Source organism: Pseudomonas californiensis, from assembly GCF_021147775.1.
Classification (GTDB): Bacteria; Pseudomonadota; Gammaproteobacteria; order Pseudomonadales; family Pseudomonadaceae; genus Aquipseudomonas; species Aquipseudomonas californiensis.
The window spans coordinates 26075-45323 of record NZ_JAGTPK010000018.1; the positions used below are offsets into that span (position 1 = coordinate 26075).

At 57.3% G+C, this 19249-nt stretch carries 13 protein-coding genes; 12 read left to right on the forward strand and 1 reads right to left on the reverse strand.

The window, feature by feature from the left end; genetic code table 11:
- The first annotated feature begins 29 nt into the window (after window positions 1-29).
- Window positions 30-683 (forward strand): DUF1345 domain-containing protein, encoded by a 654-nt coding sequence (locus KDX37_RS17985; protein ID WP_231654058.1) that lies wholly within the window; start codon window positions 30-32, stop codon window positions 681-683.
- Window positions 684-727: 44 nt separating this feature from the next.
- Window positions 728-1684, forward strand: a complete 957-nt coding sequence (locus KDX37_RS17990) for a D-2-hydroxyacid dehydrogenase family protein (RefSeq protein ID WP_231654059.1) — start codon at window positions 728-730, stop codon at window positions 1682-1684.
- A gap of 2 nt (window positions 1685-1686) precedes the next feature.
- Here KDX37_RS17990 and KDX37_RS17995 read toward each other — a convergent pair whose 3' ends face one another.
- Window positions 1687-3810 carry a TonB-dependent siderophore receptor gene (locus KDX37_RS17995; protein WP_231654060.1) on the reverse strand — a complete coding sequence of 708 codons (2124 nt, stop codon included), beginning with the start codon at window positions 3808-3810 and terminating at the stop codon, window positions 1687-1689.
- A gap of 327 nt (window positions 3811-4137) precedes the next feature.
- Between KDX37_RS17995 and KDX37_RS18000 the strand changes: the two genes are divergently transcribed.
- The 10 genes from KDX37_RS18000 (at window position 4138) to KDX37_RS18045 (ending at window position 19226) form a co-directional block, all read left to right on the forward strand.
- Entirely contained in the window at window positions 4138-5073 is a 936-nt protein-coding gene (locus KDX37_RS18000) for a formate/nitrite transporter family protein (RefSeq protein ID WP_231654061.1), read from the forward strand.
- A gap of 86 nt (window positions 5074-5159) precedes the next feature.
- Window positions 5160-5843, forward strand: a complete 684-nt coding sequence (locus tag KDX37_RS18005) for a response regulator transcription factor (RefSeq protein WP_231654062.1) — start codon at window positions 5160-5162, stop codon at window positions 5841-5843.
- Window positions 5821-7218, forward strand: coding sequence for a sensor histidine kinase (locus KDX37_RS18010; RefSeq protein WP_231654063.1), 1398 nt, complete (start codon window positions 5821-5823; stop codon window positions 7216-7218). Before KDX37_RS18005 ends, KDX37_RS18010 begins: the two co-directional genes overlap by 23 nt.
- Before the next feature lie 287 nt (window positions 7219-7505).
- Entirely contained in the window at window positions 7506-9611 is a 2106-nt protein-coding gene (locus KDX37_RS18015) for a type VI secretion system Vgr family protein (RefSeq protein ID WP_231654064.1), read from the forward strand.
- Between the two features lie 52 nt (window positions 9612-9663).
- Window positions 9664-10515 (forward strand): DUF4123 domain-containing protein, encoded by an 852-nt coding sequence (locus tag KDX37_RS18020; RefSeq protein WP_231654065.1) that lies wholly within the window; start codon window positions 9664-9666, stop codon window positions 10513-10515.
- Window positions 10512-11309 carry a hypothetical protein gene (locus KDX37_RS18025; protein ID WP_231654066.1) on the forward strand — a complete coding sequence of 266 codons (798 nt, stop codon included), beginning with the start codon at window positions 10512-10514 and terminating at the stop codon, window positions 11307-11309. Before KDX37_RS18020 ends, KDX37_RS18025 begins: the two co-directional genes overlap by 4 nt.
- A 4-nt stretch (window positions 11310-11313) precedes the next feature.
- Window positions 11314-13497 carry a lipase family protein gene (locus tag KDX37_RS18030; RefSeq protein WP_231654067.1) on the forward strand — a complete coding sequence of 728 codons (2184 nt, stop codon included), beginning with the start codon at window positions 11314-11316 and terminating at the stop codon, window positions 13495-13497.
- Window positions 13498-13524: 27 nt separating this feature from the next.
- Entirely contained in the window at window positions 13525-14379 is an 855-nt protein-coding gene (icmH, locus tag KDX37_RS18035; RefSeq protein WP_231654068.1) for a type IVB secretion system protein IcmH/DotU, read from the forward strand.
- Window positions 14376-17843, forward strand: coding sequence for a type VI secretion system membrane subunit TssM (tssM, locus tag KDX37_RS18040; RefSeq protein ID WP_231654069.1), 3468 nt, complete (start codon window positions 14376-14378; stop codon window positions 17841-17843). The genes icmH and tssM overlap by 4 nt, the downstream gene beginning before the upstream one ends.
- A 519-nt stretch (window positions 17844-18362) precedes the next feature.
- The gene (locus KDX37_RS18045; RefSeq protein WP_231654070.1) at window positions 18363-19226 is read left to right on the forward strand and encodes an alpha/beta fold hydrolase; all 864 of its coding nucleotides are present in this window, start codon (window positions 18363-18365) and stop codon (window positions 19224-19226) included.
- Window positions 19227-19249: the final 23 nt, after the last annotated feature.

Below are 19249 nucleotides of genomic sequence, written 5' to 3' on the forward strand. Positions count from 1 at the left end.
CTGGCAACACTTGGTAACGACTAGCCCGCATGCGCCATATCGCTCACACGCATCCTCGTTTGACTGTCTCGGCGCTGGTAGGCCTGCTGGTTGGCTGTGCATCGGTGTGGTTGATCCCCACTGCCTCTGTTACTCAGCATCTGCTGATTGGCTGGGACCTGGGCGTCTGGCTGTATCTGGTGCTGATCTTTATTCGTACGTTGCATAGCACCGCCGATGACGTGCGGCGGGTAGCGCTGATGGAAGACGAAAAAGCTGGCGGTATCCTGCTGACCGTGTGCATTGCAGCACTGGCCAGCCTGGCAGCTATTATTCTGGAAATCGCTGGCAGCAAGGGTCTGTCGCCCCATCAGCAGCTCCTGCATCACGCGTTTACCGGTGCCACCGTCATTGGCTCATGGCTGATGATCGGCGTGATCTTCAGCCTGCACTACGCCCATCTGTTCTACACCTCCAAAGGCAAGGAACCCCCATTGACCTTTACCGGTGGCGAGAAGCACCCCGACTACTGGGACTTTCTGTACTTTTCCTTCACCCTGAGCGTTGCGGTGCAGACCTCCGATGTCGGTGTGGGCACGCGCGAAATGCGCAAGATTGTGCTCGCGCAATCCTTGATCTGCTTTGTGTTCAATACCGCCATTCTAGGGCTTTCAATCAATATCGCAGCCAGCCTGTTCAACTGACGGAAACGAAGCCCTTCCAACCCGACACGAGGAGACCCACGCTCATGACTCAACTGAAAATCGCAGTGCTCGACGACTGGCAGAACGTAGCCAGCGGCGTTGTCGACTGGTCTGCACTCGACGCCGTAGGGACGGTCAGTTTTCTGCATGATTTTCCGGCCGACACCGCAACCATGGTCGAGCGACTGCAACACTTCCAGGTGATATGCGTGATGCGTGAGCGAACCCTGTTCGATGATGCGCTGCTCAGTCAGTTGCCAGCGTTGAAACTGTTGGTGACCGGCGGCATGCGCAACGCTGCTATTGATGTGCCTGCTGCGAAACGACTGGGTATCGTGGTATGCGGCACGGAGAGCTACAAGCATGCGGCACCGGAGCTGACCTGGGCACTGATAATGGGTGTAACCCGCAATCTGGTGGCGGAGGCCAACGCCTTGCGTGACGGCAAATGGCAGGTAGGGCTGGGCAGCGACCTGCATGGTAAAACGCTGGGCATTCTGGGGTTGGGCAGCATTGGCAAGTGGATTGCCCGTTACGGCCAGGCGTTCGGCATGAAGGTCATCGCCTGGAGCCAGAGCCTCACACCTGAGGCCGCTGCTGAATCAGGCGTTACCTACGTCAGCAAACAGGCCCTGTTCGAACAGGCAGACGTGCTGTCGGTGCATCTGGTGCTCAGTGACCGAAGCCGCGGACTGGTAGACGCTCAGGCGCTGGGCTGGATGAAGCCGAGCGCGTATCTGATCAACTCATCACGCGGCCCGATCATCGACGAGGCCGCGCTGATTGCAACCCTGCAACAAGGCCGGATCGCAGGCGCGGCACTGGACGTCTTCGACACCGAGCCATTGCCTGCGGATCACCCGTTCCGTTCGCTGGACAATGTGCTGGCGACCCCGCACATCGGCTATGTCACCGAGAACAACTACCGCACCTTCTTCAGTCAGATGATCGAAGACATTCAGGCGTGGCACGCGGGGTCGCCCGTTCGGGTCTTCGCCTGACACTACAAGGTGTAGGCAATCCCTACCTGTACCGTACGAGGCGCGCCGGGGTACGCATAGACGTTGCCGAACGCGCCTTCTTCGTACTCGGTGTCAAAAACGTTCTTCAAGTCGAGGTTGAGCTTCACGTGCTCGTTGACCTTGTAGAAGGCCAACAGATCGAACACGGTGTAACTGTCCATCGAAAATGCCACATTGGCAGTCTGCCCGGCACGCTGGTCGACATAACGACCACCGGCGCCAAGACCAAGGCCGCGCAAGGCACCGTCCTGGAATTCATACACGTTCAACAGACTGAAGGTCTGCTCCGGGATATTCAGCAGGCGCGTGCCAGAACGCAACGTGTTGTCTTTGGTAACCTGCGCATCGACGTAGGCGTAGCTGCCCATCACGCGCCACTCCGGCGTCAGGTTGCCGACCACGTTCAAGTCCAGCCCGCGACTGCGGACTTCGCCCGCCGCAACGCTGAAGGTCGAATCGACCGGGTCGGTGGTCAGTACATTCTGTTTCTCGATCTGATACAGAGCAGCATCGACGCTCAACTGGCGGTCCAGCGCTTCCCACTTGACGCCGACTTCGTAGGACTTGCCCTCTTCCGGTTTGAAGCCGCCGCCCAGACGGCTGGCGCCGGTATTGGGCTTGAACGAGCGTGCGGCATTGGCGTAAACCGCCACGGTGTCGGTCAGGTCGTAGATCAGGCCCAGACGAGGTGTAGCCGCGTTGTCGCTGTTGGTGAACGGTACGCCGATCCCGAAGGTGTCGTAGTCATGCTCGAAGCGCTCGAAACGCACACCCGCCAGCACCTTGAGGCGTTCGGTCAGGGCCACCTGATCCTGCACAAAGGCTGCATAGGTCTTGAGGTTTTCCTTGTCGTTGGTTGTAGTGCGCGTCAACGCCGGGCGAGCCTGACCGTACACCGGATCGAAGATGTCGATCGTATAAGCGCTTGCCGCACCACTCGAACGCTGAATGATCGACTTGTAGTCGTAATCCTCATACTCGACCCCCGCAAGCAGCGTGTGATCAAACCCGCCCGTGGAGAAATGCCCGGTGACGTTCAATTGCACGTCTCGGTCGGTCCATTCCAGCTTGCGGTAATTGAAGTTGCGCCCCAGCGTACGCCCATCGGCGGCCAACCCATTGGCCTCTATCGCATCGCCCTTGAGGCTGCCGTCGAGAAACTGCCCGCCACCGCCGAGCTTCCAGTCGGCGTTCAGGTCATGATCAAAGCGCACTTGCGCCATATTGTTATCGTTGTGCAGTTTGCCCACGTCTTTTTCACCGAAAAACGTATCCCGCGAAGCGGTGCGGGTCTGAGCGGCATAGCGCGTCAGGCCCCTGTCCAGCGGCGCGTTATTGCGCATGAAATCACCCTCGAAGGTGATGCGTGTGGCGTCATCCACCTGCCAGCTCAACACTGGTGCAACCCCGTAACGCTCGGTCTCGACGTGATCCCGGAAGGTATCGCCGCCCTCGCCCACCAGGTTAAGGCGATAGGCAAAGCGCCCGTCATCGTCCAGCGGACCCGACGCATCCAGGGTGCCACGCTTCATACCCTGATCGTTGAGCTGGCTGCCCAGCGTGACCAAACGCTCGGCCAGCGGCTGTTTGGAAACCACGTTGAACGTGCCGCCCGGGTCGCCACGGCCGTATAGCGTAGTTGCCGGACCACGCAGTACTTCAAGACGCTCGATGGTGTTGGCGTCAGGCATGTTGGGATAACCACGGTTGATGGGAAAGCCGTTTCGGTAGAACTCACCCGTGGTAAAGCCGCGTACGGTAAAAGTGGTCAGACCCTGGCCACCGAAGTTATTGGCGCGCCCGACGCCGCCTGCGTAATCAAGGGCGTCCTGCAAGCGCGTCGCACCGATGTCTTCGACCGCTTCGCGGGTGACCACACTGACTGACTGTGGCGTTTCATGCAGGGATGTGTCGGTACGGGTCGCGCTGGCGGAGCGCGTCGCACGGTAACCCTGAACAGGCCCAAATGCAGTCTCGACAGTGGCAGCGCCCTGAATATCAATATTCTGCAATTCTATAGAGGGTTTTTCGGCAGTAACCTGTTCAGCCCAGGCAGCCTGGGAGATGGCTTGAATAACGCAAAGAGAAACAAAAGTACGACGCATCGACGTGCAGCCCTTGTCAGAAACCAGACCTCTTGGGACCCGGCAGGATTTTTCGCGAATAGTACAGATTCTTATTTATGTTTGATACAAATTCCCAAATACACCGCTGAGCACGCATAGCACTTGCTGGCCGCAGCCAGGAAAACGCTGTCTGTCATCACTATGGACCGGGACCAGAGCACCTATTTGTCGGGATGAAGACTTCGTTTTGCCAACCCGTTCCTACAATGCTCAATAGGCTGCCGAGACGGCGAACGACGGCGCAACGCGCCTGTCTGAACCATCGGACCGGTGGGTCCACCTCATCTCTGGCGCGAAGGAAGTTGTATGGACAACGAAGCAGATGGCAAGACCCCCGGCCTGTCAGCCGAGGAAGAGCGCGAGATCGATGAGAAGCAACCGCCCCGTGCGGCGGTCCTGCATGAAACCATTCGAATCCAGGGCGACCATGAGCTGGAGCGCAGCGTTGCTGCCCTGTGGTGGTCAGCGCTGGCAGCCGGTTTGACCATGGGCCTGTCATTGATGGCGATGGGGCTGTTCAAATCTCGCCTCGAAGGCATCCCTGGCGCCCATGTGATTACCAGCCTGGGTTACTCGGCAGGTTTTCTGGCTGTGATCCTGGCGCGCCAGCAACTGTTTACCGAAAACACCATCACCGCAGTGCTGCCGGTCATGAGCAAACTGAACCTGGCCAACATCTGGCGTTTGCTGCGTCTATGGGGCGTGGTGCTTGCAGGCAATCTCGCAGGCACGCTGCTGGTGGCATATGTGATGCTGCACCTGCCGATTTTCGATACCAAGACCGACGAGGCCTTTCTGGAGATAGGTCGTAAAGTCATGGAAAATGATGTCAGCCAGATGTTTTCCAAAGGCATCGTGTCAGGCTGGATGATCGCGACCATGGTCTGGATGATCGCCTCTATGGAAAACGCCAAGATCGCGATCATTGTGCTGATCACCTACCTGATGGCGCTGGGTGATTTCACCCACATTGTGGTCGGATCAGCGGAGGTGTCCTATCTTGTATTCGCAGGCGAGCTGGGCTGGAAAGAGTTCTGGTTCATATTCGCCGGACCGACGCTGGCAGGCAACATCATCGGCGGCAGCTTCATTTTCGCCCTGATCAGCCATGCACAGATCCGCAGCGAAAAAGACACCACGGCCAAGATCGAGCGGGACAAGAAAAACAGGGCCGAAAAACTGCGCCTCGAAAGAGAGCAGAAGCTCAAGGACGAAGACGCTGAGGCACAGAAAGACATATGATCTCCATCATTAAACTTTCTTTCAGGAAGCGAGCCAGCGTTTAGATGCAAACTACTGCTTTGACTGCACCCACTCAGGCAGGGACCATGACTCGAATTCTGGCAATCGAAGATGATGCCATCACCGCAAAGGAAATTGTCGCGGAGCTCAGCAGCCACGGCTTGGAAGTGGACTGGGTAGACAACGGCCGTGATGGCTTGGCGCGTGCGGTCAGTGGCGACTATGACCTGATCACGCTGGACCGCATGCTGCCGGAGATGGATGGCCTGACTATCGTCACCCACCTGCGTGCGCAGGGTATTTCGACGCCGATTCTGATGATAAGCGCGCTGTCCGATGTGGACGAGCGCGTGCGCGGATTACGGGCCGGTGGCGACGACTATCTGCCCAAACCTTTCGCGTCGGACGAAATGGCGGCGCGTGTCGAGGTGCTGTTGCGCCGCAGCAACCCGGTCAGCGCGGCCAAGACGGTGCTGCAGGTTGCCGATCTTGAGCTCAACCTGATGAGCCGCGAGGCCTGTCGCGGTGGCCAACCGCTTACCCTGCTGCCAACAGAATTCAAACTGCTGGAATTTCTGATGCGCAACAGCGGCCAGATAATCACCCGCATGATGATTTTCCAGGAAGTCTGGGGCTATCACTTTGACCCAGGTACCAACCTGATCGACGTGCACATTGGTCGTCTGCGTAAAAAAATCGATCAGCCCGGAACCGCGCAGTTGATCCAGACCGTGCGAGGTTCGGGTTATGTTATTGCCGAACCCGTCTAAGGGCTGGCGTTCTTCCACAAGCCGATTGCTGGCGCTCTACAGCTCATTGTTCGTGGCGTGGAGCGCCATTTTACTGGGTGTTCTCTACTGGGAAGTCACCTCCTACCTGGACAACCTGGCCCGTCATTCGCTGACCCAGCGCCAACAGCTATTCTCGAAATTCGAAGGCCAGGCCCTGGTGGACGCGCTCGCCACCAGCATGACCTTCGACATGCGCGCCGTGGACGCTTATGGCCTGTTCGACGAAGACTTTCGTCCCATCGCCGGCCCTATCACTCGAATCCCTGACGTATTACCGGTCGACGGCCAGATCCACGAGTTGAGCAACTGCATCGACTCCGATGACCCGGGTCTGCCGCAAAACAGCTGCGATGCGGTCGTTACCCGGACCTCCGACGGACGCTTTCTGGTGCTGGTACGCGAAAACGGCTCGCTGTTTGCTGTGAGTACGCTGATCCTGCATGCCCTCCTCTGGGGTATTTCACTGACCATTATCCCCGGCGTGGCGGGCTGGCACTTGTTGCGGCGTCGCCCTTTACGACGTATCAGAGCCATCCAGGCAAGTGCCGAGTCGATCATCGCCGGCGACATGGCGGGCCGTCTGCCGGTGTCGAACCGGCGCGATGAGCTGGACATGCTGGCGGTCATCGTCAATGCCATGCTCGACCGTATCGAAAAGCTCATGAACGAGGTCAAGGGGGTTTGCGACAACATTGCCCATGACCTGCGCACGCCTTTGACACGTCTGCGAGCCCAGCTTTATCGCATTCAGCAACAGTCCGACTACGGCTCGGTCCATGATGCGCAGATCAGTCAGGTCATCGCCGAGGCCGATACGCTGATGGCGCGTTTCCGTGGCCTGTTGAGAATCTCTGAACTGGAAGATCGCCAACGTCGCTCGGCGTTCGTCCAACTTGAGCTGCGGCCGCTGCTTCAGGAACTGCACGATTTTTACCTCCCGCTCGCAGAAGAAGCGCAGATTACCTTGCTGCTGGAACTGAAAGAGCCGATTCCAACACTGGTCGGTGACCGCGCCCTGTTGTTCGAGGCTCTCACCAACCTGCTGGGCAACGCGATCAAGTTCACACCTGCAGGCGGAACCGTGATGGTCAGCGCCTACTCGTGCAAGGACGGCAACAGCCCTTGCATAGATGTACAGGATTCCGGTCCCGGCATTCGCGCAGAAGAACGCGTCGCAGTGTTCCAGCGCTTCTATCGAAGTGAAGCTGGCAACGAGCAAAGCGGCTTCGGGCTAGGCCTCTCCGTGGTGGCGGCCATTGTCAATCTGCACGGCTTCAATCTGGAAATCGGTACCAGCGCACTCGGCGGTGCCAGCCTCAAGCTGGAATGTCGTCCGGTCCGCGCCCTGGCGTGAGCCACACCGATCACCTTCAATCCGGCTGATAGAGCTTTTCCTACAGCCAGCGCCCCTCTTTCCTATCAGAACCGGCGCAATAGCGCCGTATATAGAGCACCGCGCATCAGCGATCCTGTGTCCGTCGATTCAGCCATATCCCTTCGAATGAACGGCAGGCCCGTCCCGCTCTCGTGACCCCAATCGCGAGCGGGTCTCAGGGACTGCGGGGACTGCACGCCAAAAGCACGGGGATATGGCTGCTCGACACCATCGCTTCTCGAATCAACGGAAAAAGGACTTCCCGGATGATTGACGCCACAGCTCGGGCAACTACCCGATTTACCCTGAAGCTGCCTGCCATCCGTCACGACTTCCAGGTTCTGGCATTCGAAGGCAGCGAGCAGATCAGCCATCCCTACGAAATCACCATACAACTGGTCAGCGAACAAACAGATCTGCCACTGGAAAGCCTGCTTCATCAATTGGCCTTTCTGTCTTTCAGTGCGATCGGCACAGGCATCCATGGACAGGTCCACAGCGTCAGTCGCGGTGGATCCATCGGTCACCTGACCCGCTATGAACTGAAACTGGCGCCGCGCATCGCCTATCTGCAACACAGCTGCAACCAGCGCATTTTTCAGCACAAAAGTGTGCCGGAGATCATCGCCCAAGTGCTTGAGGCTCACGGGATTCTGCAAGGTGCCTATCGTTTCAATCTCGGACCTGCCAGCTATCCGAAGCGCGAATACTGCACGCAGTTTGACGAAAGCGACCTGAACTTCATTCAGCGCCTGTGCGCGGTCGAAGGTATCCATTACCACTTTGAACACGAGGAAACCCGCCACGTGCTGGTCTTCGGTGACGATCAGACATTCTTTCCGAAACTGCAGCCAGGCCGATTCCAGCCCGACACAGGAACCGTACCGGATGAGCCCACTGTCAAACAGTTCAGCGTGCGCCTGCAAGCCCGTGCATCAAAGGTTGCACGACGCGATTACCAGTTCACAAAGCCACACCTGCGCATGGAGACCACATTCGCCGGGGAGCGTCCGGCTTCAGGCGTGAGCGAGCCCGAACTTGAAGACTACCGCTTCCCCGGCTCATTCGAAGACGAGCAGCGCGGCAGGTTATTGGCCAGACGCGCCCTGGAGAGATTGCGCGGCGACTACCAAGTGGCAGTCGGTAACAGCGATATGGCAAACCTGGCGAGCGGCCATTTCCTGCCCCTGCATGCCCATCCGATAGCTGAGAACAACGACCTGTGGCTGCTGACTCGTGTCACCCACAGCGGCAAGCAGCCGCAGGTGCTGGAGGAAGCAGGGGTCGGCCAATCCGACGACAAGGACACTTTCTTTCACGGCTATCGCAACACCTTCGAAGCCACTCCGTGGAAGTCCCATTTCCGTCCGCCCATGAGTCACCGTACGCCCTGCGTACAGGGCAGCCAGTCCGCAGTGGTCACAGGCCCGGCGGGGGAAGAAATCCATTGTGACGAGCATGGTCGCGTCAAGGTTCAGTTCCATTGGCACCGGGAGGGTATGGCCGATGAGCAAAGCAGTTGCTGGATGCGCGTCGCGTCCAGTTGGGCCGGCGATGCGTATGGCGCCGTGACCATCCCGCGAGTTGGCATGGAAGTCGTTGTGTCGTTCTGGGAAGGCTGCCCTGATCAGCCGTATATCAGCGGTTGTGTGCCCAACAGCCGCAACCGTGCTGCCCACACCCTGCCTGCCCACAAGACCCGAACCGTTTTCAAGACCCTGAGCTACCCCGGTGGCAAGGGCAGCAACGAACTGCGCATCGAGGACCGCAAGGGCGCCGAACACATCTATCTGCACGCCGAGCGTGACTGGCAGCAGATCGTCCGCCACAACCAGATCGTCAATGTGGGCCACGAGCGTCACGAGAGCGTGGTCGCCAACAGCTATAGCCTGTTCAAGGCCGAAGAACATCGCACCATCCAGGCCAGCCGTATGGTGAACGTCGGCGGCGATGATCATCTCGATATCGGTGGCAGCCTGTACCTCAAAACCGGCCTGAATCATTGCCTCGACGCCGGCCAGGAAATTCATTGCAAAGCTGGCAACAAGGTGGTTATCGAAGCGGGCACTGAGCTGACGCTGTCCGCAGGCGGCAGCACGCTCACGCTCAATCCCGCTGGCGTCTGGCTGAACGGCGCGAGCATCGCCTTGAACAGCGGCGGTACTCCGGCAACCGGTGCTGGCATCCAGTTGCTGGCCGCACTTTTCCCCGAAGACACCAATGGCCATGTATCCGGCGCACCGCCTGCCCCGGCGCTGGCCAATGCCCAGGTCAACTTGATGAAAGAAGCCACCCGACACGGCGAGAGCCGCTGCCTGATCTGCGAAGCGTGCCGGGAAAACGCCTGCTCGCTGGAACAGCCAATGGCTTGAAAAATACTGCCCTGACAGGCGCCCTTCAACTATTGGCAATGGAATCTGCCTTATGACGCTTCAACCCTCGCAGTGGCTGGCTGAGCAGTACCGTCGCAAGCGCCAACTGGTACTGACCGTCGATACGCTGGCCGCACCCGATGCAATCGCCACTCTGTTCAGCCTCGCTCCCATTCGTGATTACCTGCGCCTGTTTCAGGGGACGGAGTTCGATAGCCTGCTGGCCCAAAGCCCCTGGTTGATAAGAATTGACCCGTCGACGACGCCCGCTATCGAGCGCCTGTTACAACATCCAGAGCAGAACTGGGGCTGGATCGGCAGCGCAGACAATCTGGACCTGGCGGAGCTCGCACGGCATTGGCGTGACCGCATGGTGATCCGCGACGCTGACCAGCGTTGGCTCTATCGTTTCCAGGACAACCGGGTCATGGTCCGCCATCTGAGCGCACTGGATGCCCACCATATTCCGCTGCTGCTGGGTCCGCTGGCGCAAGCGCTGTGCTGGGACGGCGAAGCATGGCTGCAGTTCGAGAACAAGCGCCCTGCCCTCTATCTGCCACCCTTTGCTACCCCCTGGACGCAGGTGACCGAATCAAAGGCAGCCAGCCACGCCATCGAACTGCGTGCGCTGGAAAACTGGTTGTGGCAACACCACCCCACATCCACTGCGCGACTGCCTGTCAACACAACCCTCAACGTCTGGCTGACAGATCAGCTCGAACTCGCCACCGGGTGGGGATGGAACGCGCCCGAAGACATTCTGTTTCTCGTACAGAACAGGCTGGATCCGACGCTTGCCGCCCATGGACTTTGGCACCCGATCCAAGGCGAAACACCCGAGCGGCACCTTCAGCGCGTCAGACACAACATCGCAACACTTACCGTCATGGAAGAACACACATGAATACATCCATGCGTGCCGCACTGCTCGGCATCGCAATCGTTTCGTCAGGTGGCTGTCATTTTGCCGGAAGCCTGGCCAAGGAAGTCGTCGTCGCCGCGTCCTCTCATCGGGGCTGGGACACGTTTACATTCAAAGGGCAGTTGCCGGCTGAATTCGGAATTGACGTCTACGCGTTGTACGGCCCCGAAAACCCGGACAGCCCAAGTTGTCAAAGCCCTACGTTCACCCCAGGCGAAACCGTCACCCGCAGCCACTCCCAACATTACACAGAAGACATCAGCGACAAACCCCAATCATTCGATTTCGACATACCCCTGAGTTACACCAAAGGGTTGTGCCCAATGAAACTGGGAAGACTGTCGTTGGAAATCAATGCGCGCCACGGACCGCTGGAATGGCAGAAAGCGTATGGGAGGGGAAATTTCTATATAAGTAACAAACCCTCATCTGACTATACAGCGTTCCCTGCTTCCGGAATCCTGAACGTTGAAACTCAATGCGGTTTTCTTTTCCAGGAAAGCAGAATTTACATTGGCATCGATAAACGCTTGATATGCAACAGCAGCGGCGCCTATCTGAACCGTGACGAGTTAAAAAACAAGACACTGAATCTTATAGTGGATTCGAATGTGGAGGAGAAACCTGCACGACGTGATACTTGGATAAAGTTCTCTAACGGATGGAAACCCTGCCTGCCTAAAAAAGGCTATCAACGTTGCCAGGTACCCGCCCTGTTCAAGACTTTCCATATGGACGGTCAGACCTGTTCTATTTATCCAGGCTGCATGGAGTAAGCCTATGAGTATCAACGGACCAAGCGTTCAGGAAACATGTCCTTTAAAAGGAAACTGGGTCAGTTTCAGATTGGTTGACGAGCATGGCAATGGCGAACCCTACACCAGGCTGGACTACACACTTCATGACGCACAAGGTCAAACCTACGACGGTCAAACTGACGAAGAGGGATATGGAAAATTAGCCACCTGTTATGACGGCCCTGTGTTTCTCGACATAAGCGCCAGGAACAATGGACGCGGGGACAGTTGGTACGAAGAACTGCAGATTCGTGAAGCCTTTCCACTGCCCCTTTCAGCCCTTCAGGTGGCCGCCGAACAACCTCCCTCAGCGCACCGAAAACCTTCAGACCCGCACCTGCCGCGCGAGCGCGCAGAACGCGAAAAGGCGGTCTTCTATCACGTGCAGGTTCGTGACTTTGTCCCCAAGGGCGAGGCTGCACATTTGCCCGAGTTTGAAATAAAAGAACATCGTCCCAGCCCGTTCCTGATCGCCACCGTCAACGATATTTTGAAAAGGCATGGGAAAGACCACCTGCCTGGCGTGCCGCTGGAGCCGCGCCAGCACCATGTAATTGAAGTCAAAGCGCTACGTGCCTACAACCCGGTACTTTCGACAAGCGCATCTTTTTGCGCACTCAATAACTACCAACTGTCGATCATGAGCACCTTCTCATACGGACCGTTCAACAAAAAACGCAAATCGGAAGAGCCTCCGACTCTACCGCCTTATTTACAAAAGGGTTCTATCGGCCATGTATTGCATAACCAATTGGCCCACCTGGAAAAACCGACGTTATTCAACAGTGCAGGACCTTATCATTTACTTTGGGAGGAAGTGCCATACTCCAAACGTCTGGAAATTGTGCCCTATGACCCTGAGCGTTACGTTAAAGAAAAAGCCAACGGCTGGGACTGCCCAGAAAATGTCCACTTCCTGAATGACAAAACCGACACACAAGCGTTTATCACTCACAACGACAGTGTCGTTCTGATTGCCATACGCGGAACACAGGAATTCCTGCCCGACGCACTTCGCGATGCAGATGCGCTGCAAATCCCGCATGAGGATGGGCTGGGGCAGGCACATCGCGGCTTCCATCAGGCATTCGTTTCTCTCAAAAAATTTATCGACGACTACCTCAAGGCTTTTTACACCCGGGAGCAAACCATTCTTGTCACCGGCCACAGTCTGGGCGGCGCCATTGCCGTGCTTGCCGCAGAATGGATCCGTCGGATGTCGGCGCAACACAAGGTCGTGCTCTACACCTACGGCGCGCCACGCTCGGGTGACAGCGCCTTTGTGCGAGCCGCCAAGGACCTCGTGCATCACCGGATTGTCAACCATAACGACCCGGTGCCCGGCGTACCCTCTACCTGGATGGACGGCAACTGGATGACCCTGCTGCCAGGTACCGCGATGATGGTCGCCTCCATAGGCACACCGCTCATGGCGACTGCAGTACTGCTGGGCGGATTGATGAATTTGCGCGGTGACAATTACGAGCACCATGGGGAACAACGCCACTATCTGCCGCGCAAGAAAAACGCAGACGGCTACAGCGCGATTCTCTGGCAACCAGGCTGTGCAGCCATCGGCAAAAAAGCCTGTGCGCAATTGGCCGGGGACATTGATCTGAAGGGCGACATGCCAGACAGGCAGTCGATCCTCAGACAGATTCTGTCGGCCGGCGAGCACTCGAGCGACGCCGGCTACAGCCGCGCGGCACTGACGACGCTGATCCGATGGATCGCCGCCATACGTGAACGCAACGGCGCCTTGCTGACCGAGCAGGAGCGCAAGCAAATCAGCAAAGTGATTGATCCGCTCGAAGACAACCTGCGCCAGTGGAAGCCCGAGTCGTATACCCGATTTCGCCATAATCTGCGCTCACACCATGACAAGCGCTTCTACCGCCTGACCGAAACGCAACTGCGTCACTACTACCGAGACAGCCATAACGGGATTCTCGCCATGCAGCGCGAACAGCGTTCAGACCTGAGCCAGGCCCAAAAGCGCTTGAGAGCCCAGGCCACTGTAGCCATAAGCCTGGAGGATGTTTTCGGCGATCAGTCCAGTCGGTCTGATCTCGATGCGTTGGTCAATGCATGGTTGCAACTGGCGGACATCCAGCACGCCGCAAGAATGGCCAATGTACAACAAGGATCTGTACGCCAAACCGCCTGATCACTGATATCGCAAGGAGCGTGTTTCATGATCCATTCATCGTCTGCCAGCACTGGCAACATTTATGAAGACCTCAGTTCCTTGATCGGGCCAGATGCAGCTCTGGCACGTTATACCGATCTCGACCCTCGTTTTTACCTGCGTGACACCCGCAAAGCACCGCTGCGGGCCAACCAGCACAACCCACTGGTGGCGGCGGCCTCGCGACTGCTGTCCACCTTGGCTCGCCTTGAACCGCATGGAGACCCAACAGCACTGGCTAAATTGCGAGTGCGACTGGGTAAGCGTATTTCAGGTTTCGCCCGCGAGGCGATCGACGCAGGCGTCGAGCACGCAGAGGTAAAAGTAGCGTCCTATCTGCTGTGCAGCCTGGCCGATGAGACCGTTCTGACCCGCGATTGGGGCCGAAACAGCAACTGGGCAACCAACAGCCTTTTGCAGGACTTTCACGATGACAGCCTCGGCGGCGAGAAATTTTTCCTGCTGCTTGAGCACTTTCTGAGTGCCCCCGCCCGATATATCCATCAACTCGAGCTGATCTATCTGTGTCTGGCATTGGGCTTTGAAGGCCGCTATGCCGCGTCGGCGGAAAGACGCAATCAGTTGCGGCAACTGCGCCATGAGCTCTATCAATGCCTCAAACGTGTGCGCGGCGATGCATGCCGATCGGTATCACGCGTCCAACCTGCGACCAGCCAGATCAAGACCCGAACGATTATTCGAATACCGGCAGTGCCATTGTTGGGTGCGACGCTCCTGAGTCTGTGTCTGATTTACATGGGATTTGCCTGGAACCTTACGCAGCAGCGCGAAGCTGCTCTTGTGCCGTTCCAGTCGCCTGAGCCGAACGCGCACTCCATCGGCGCGGAGCCTGCGCCATGATGCCCTTTCTGATCCGACTGGCTGCTGTGCTGAAATGGCCTGAAATCTGGAGCCTGCTGTCGATAGCGGTTATCGGCCTGCTGACATGGATCTTCGGATCGAGACTGGCATTCGATGGCGTACAGCCGCTGGCGGCTTCATCCGCACGACTGGCAACTGTTACAGGACTGGTCCTGGCATGGGCTCTGTTCTGGCTATCGCGTATGTGGCGGACTTCGAGACATGCCAACCGGGACAACGAGTCGGTTGATCAGCTCGAAATTGATCAGAGCGGATCAACTGCCCAGCAGGACAAGCACGCCGTCATCGCGTTACGCATGGCATTCCGACAAGCCATGCGGACCCTGGCCAAAACACCTCTTTATCACCGCCGCGACGAACGCTGGCGCATGTCTCTTCCCTGGTATCTGGTACTGGGTCCGCAAGCCAGCGGCAAGACCAGCCTGATTGAATACTCGGGCCTGGACCTGCCACTGAACCTTCGGCAGAGCAAGGCCAGCAGGCCGCCCGAATCGACCGGCGATTGTCACTGGTATTTCGCTGAACAAGGCGTATTGCTGGACACCCCTGCACACTGCCTGACACAGGAAACCCGAGGCGCTGCCCAGACGTGGCAAACACTGCTCAGCCTGATTGCAAAGCGTCGACGCGGTATGCCAGTAAATGGCGTGCTGGTTACCGTACCGATGGATGTATTACTGGCCAAGGACCAGGCACCACTCATTGACCTTGCCCAGCATGTTCGCAACCGTCTGCTGGATATTCAACAACGCTTGGGTTGCCAGCCGCCCGTATACATGGTGCTTAGCAAGGCAGACCTGCTTCGCGGATTCGACTGTTTTTACGACAATCCAGGGCCGGAGCAAAGCGAGCAGGTTTTTGGTGTCGCCTGCAGTGATGGCGCTCATCTTGATGTGGCAACGCTTGAGCAGCAAATTGCCGATCTGCTGAGTCACCTGAGTGAGCAGGTGATAGAGCGTGCGCAGTTGGCAAAGCAGCGCAGACGTGTGGGACACATCATCGATTTCCCACGTCAGCTGGAAAGGCTGATCGCTCCGTTGAAGACATTTGTAGAGCACGCTTTCAGCGCAAACCGCTACCAGCCTGCAAGCCTTCTGCGCGGAATTTATCTATGCAGCGTCACGCATTCTGAGGCGCCTGCATCGCCTGCCCCGATCAGTGACGGTCCGCTTGATTCGACCGCCTTGTATCAAGAGGGCGAACGAAAGGAAGCGCTGATTGGCCAGACGCGCTTTGTGCATGACGTATTCACCAGGATCATATTCCCCGAGGCTGGCCTGGCAGCCCTTGATCACAGGCAGGTCAGCCGCATCCGCTGGAGACAACTGACGTTGTGCGTCACCCTGCTGGGCTGTTCCGGGTTGCTGACGCTGCACTGGGCCGCTGATCATGTACGCCACAGCGAGCGTCTGATGCAACTGAACAGCCTGGGCAAACAACTGACACACGCCAGCCGGTCAACCCCGACATCCCAGCATGTCCTTGCCCTGCTCCCTCGTCTGGAAACCCTGCAAGCTGCACGTGAAACCATCGACCGGCGTGGCACACCGCTGGACACGCTTGGAATGGCTCAGCGTGCGGCAGCCCTCCCGGTACTGAACGACGCCTACCAGGACGAACTCCAACATCAGCTCTTGCCGCTGGTCGCGCGCCAACTGGAAGTTGGCCTGCGCGACAGCATGAACCACCCCGAGCAACTGCTCGATAGCCTGCGCGCTTATTTGATGCTCGATGATCTGGCCCGCCGTGACGAAACATTCCTGACCCAGCAGTTGACCTCGCAATGGCGTGCCACGCATGTAGTGCCGCCCGACATCCTGGCAAAGCTCGCCAGCCACCTGAAACGCCTGCTGCAAGCACCCGCACGTATTGGCCTGGATCAGACACTGCTCGCTGAGGCACGTGCCGCGTTGGGCGCCTGGTCGCTGGCCGAGCGGTCTTACCTGGCGCTCAAGGAACAGGCCCGCAGCTTGCCGGACTATCATGTGAATCGTCGGATTGATCCGCACGGCACCTTGTTCAGCGATGTCGGGCCAACAGTCCCGGGGCTGTATACCCGTGATGCCTATCAACAGTATTTTCTGATTCAGGGAGCGATGTTGATCCACGCAGGCTCACATCATGATTGGATCATGGGCAAAGATCGGTTGTCACAAGGGGCCGATGCGCAAGCCGCAATACTGGAACTGGAGCAGCTGTACCTACGGGACTATGCCGATCACTGGAACGAGGTTCTGGCGACGATAAATCGTGCGCCGTCGAACACGATCTCCCATGGTGCAGAACAGATAGCGCAGCTCACTGGTGCTCAATCGCCGCTGCTCAAACTATTGGCAGAACTACACCAACAGACCCGGTTGCCAACCGCACCCAACGACTCGACACCGGAAGTTTCGTCCTCCACGGCGCAGCCTGGTTTACTCGCTCAAAACGCCCGCAATACATTGCAACGTCGGTTCGAGCCTTTGCATCGATTGCTTGATGAAAGCGGCCAGCCTGCCGCAGAACTGGCTTACGTGCTGCACGCGCTGAATGACATCAATCTGCAGCTGACGTCGCTGGGCCGTTCAAACCAGACAGAAAAGGCTGCATTCGATTTCGCCAAGTCACGCATGGGCGGACAGTCTGATGCGCTTTCCAGGCTACGCAATGGGGCATCCCGACTGCCACCTCCACTTGGCGAATGGTTGGACGATCTGGCAGATGACATATGGCGGCTGGTGCTGGCAGATGCCCATCGACACATCAATAAGCGGTATCAGCACGAATTGTTTCCGGTTTACAAAGATACGCTGGCTCAGCGCTATCCCTTCGCCATGGACAGTACCAGCGACGTGGCAATCAACGATTTTCAGGATTTTTTCAAGGCACACGGAACCGCAGCACGCTTTTTCGACAGTTACCTCGGACCGTTCGTTAGTGGCTCACCTGATCACTACGCGCTGACCAGCATGGATGGTCGCCATCTGCCAGTTGCTCCTGCGACGATTCGACAGATCGGCCGAGTGCACATGATTCGTGAGCGTTTCTTCAGCGAAACCCCAGAAAGACCGCTCATCAAGTTCCGCCTGGAAGCCTTTTCACTGGACCAGAACCTGACTCGTGCTGACTTTCGAGTGGGCCATGAACAGCTGGCATACCGGCATGGACCGATCACACCGCTTGCCCTGCGATGGCCGGACGCCAAGGCTGATCACGTCGCAAGCCTGGTCGTCGAGCAACCAGGCGGCCGTCGCGTGGGCTATCAGGAAAACAGCGGGCCGTGGTCGCTGTTTCGCTTGATCGAGCGCATGGACAGCGAGGTCCATCACGGGCGCAACGCGCTGATGCTCAAGGCCGACATTGAAGGCCACCAGGCTAATTACCTACTCACGAGCCAGCGCTCGCCCCACCCCTTCGAATTCAAGCTGTTTCGTGAGTTCCGGTTACCCGCCGCGCTTTAGTCGGTTGCGATAGTCCTGCTTGCCAGGGCTATCGACGGCGACGTTTTACTTGATCGACTTTGCAATGCCATGACTGCTTTTTGACAAAGCTGGAGTGTCTGACTGGGGGCTTTCAGCGTTTCGATAATAATCTGGCGCGTACTGCCAAGCGCTAATTTGTAACTTTATGTTTCAAAAACAGCGCTGGCTGGACCGTTTCAGCCAGCACAAGTTCCTCTCAATACGTGAGCTTTTTCAATCGGAACGGGCATTTTTCAGCGAATAAGACAGATTACTCGGATGGACATCCCAACGTCGTCAGAGCGCGAATTGTGAACGGTTCGGCATTTTTGTGGCGCCAGTGACTTGTCGGTCCAGTCACTCTGGGTTCTCTATGGCACTTGGATTTCTGTTTCCCGATGCACCCATAATAAAAAACTCATTGGATTTCGCCGCAAACCGGGCGAGGCATTGGCATGGCTGCCAATGCAGAGAACGCTGAACTAATTTCGTAGGATCGACATCGGCTGGGAGGCTGTCATGGGCGCGCAATCAACTATTTCAAACGTAGGGAAGTACAAGGTTTACACCGAAACTTACTGGCAAGGCAGCCATGTAAAAACCATCTTGCTGGTCAATGGCGCGCTATCGACTACTGGCTCTTTCGGGCAGACGGTCAAGTACCTGCAACCGCACTACAATCTTGTCCTGTTCGATCTTCCCTTTTCGGGGCAGTCGCGGGCACACAACTCCGATGACATGATCGTCACCAAAGAGGACGAGGTCGGCATCCTGCTCCAACTGATCGAGCGTTTTCAGGTCAATTACCTGCTTTCCGTGTCCTGGGGCGGTGTATCGGCGCTTCTGGCGCTTTCGGAATGCCCTGCATCGGTTGAAAAGGCGATCATCAGTTCGTTTTCACCGGTCCTCAATGAGCCGATGCTCGACTACATTGACAAGGCGCAGGTTTACCTAGCAGCTCGCGAAAAACGCAAGATCGGTGCTCTGCTGAATGACACCGTCGGCAAGTACCTGCCCCGGCTGTTCAAGCTGTATAACTACAAGCACCTGATCAGTCTGGCCGAGCACGAATATGGCCAGATCGACTTTCACATCAGCCAGATTCGCCAACTAAGCGCCAGCAACTACGTGGAGCGTTTTTCATCTATCAAAATCCCGGTGTTATTCATTAACGGCGAAAAAGATGAATACACCACCGTTGAAGATGCTCGGCTTTTTTCTGACTACATCCCTCGAAGCAGTTTTAACGTAGTTCCGGACACCGGGCACTTTCTTGATCTGGAGAGCAAGGCAGCCTGGCACCACTCGCAAAAAAACGTGCTGGCATTTCTAGGCACGCAAGCCTGCAATGAGGAATGGCCCAGCGCTACCGCAATGGCCTGATCCACCCAAACCGACGCCCGGCA